Source organism: Actinoplanes sp. ATCC 53533, from assembly GCF_003947245.1.
Genome location: NZ_QHHV01000625.1, coordinates 1 through 725 on the forward strand (window position 1 = coordinate 1; position 725 = coordinate 725).

Annotated in this window: 1 protein-coding gene; it reads right to left on the reverse strand. The window is 66.1% G+C overall.

The window, feature by feature from the left end:
- On the reverse strand, window positions 1–725 hold a 725-nt coding region (locus DMB66_RS62285; protein ID WP_158647757.1), incomplete at both ends, for a hypothetical protein.

The window sequence follows — 725 nt, forward strand, 5'->3', positions numbered from 1 at the left end:
TCCGCCGGGAGTAGACCATCTGCCCGCCGGCGGAACCGTCAGGAATTTCCGGCAGATACTTAAAGTGGGCGATGGCGTTTTCACCCGGAGTCAACTGCGCGCTGCCATCTTCAAACTGTTCGATCCTTACCGAGAGCAGTCTTGCCGCCTGCGCACCCAGAAGAAGCTGCGCGGATCCCAACGACACGGCCAGCGGCTCGACGACCAGGAGTTCATAGCGTCCGGCCGCATCGAACCCGGCACCGCCGACCTCGGCGATTTTGAAGGGTCGCCAGGTGCCGACAAGCTGACGGCCGCCGACCAGCGACGCCACGCGGGCGATGTTGCTGCGTTCATCGCCGGTCAAGCCCGCGACGTCGGGAATCACCACGGGTACAGCCGTGACCGTCTGGATCACTGCCAGGCTCCGAACGAAGCGCACCATCGCGCCCGGCACCAACGGCTCGCTCATCGTCAGAGCCGCAAGATCGATGAAGGGCCCGTACGCGCCAGCGAACTGAAGCCGGTTCGGAGCGGCCAGACACCCGGCGAACTGGACGGCGTCGTGCACCGCGCTCGCCTCCCGCCCGGCGAGCCCTTCGATCCGGAAGTCCGCGTTGGTCGCACCGGTAGTGGTGTCGACGAGGAACTCTGCGGTCAAGGTCCCGGTGACGTCGGTGCCGCGAGACCACATCCCACCGGCCCTGTTCGCCGTCTCCATGTTGAACAGGCACTCCGCCACTGGG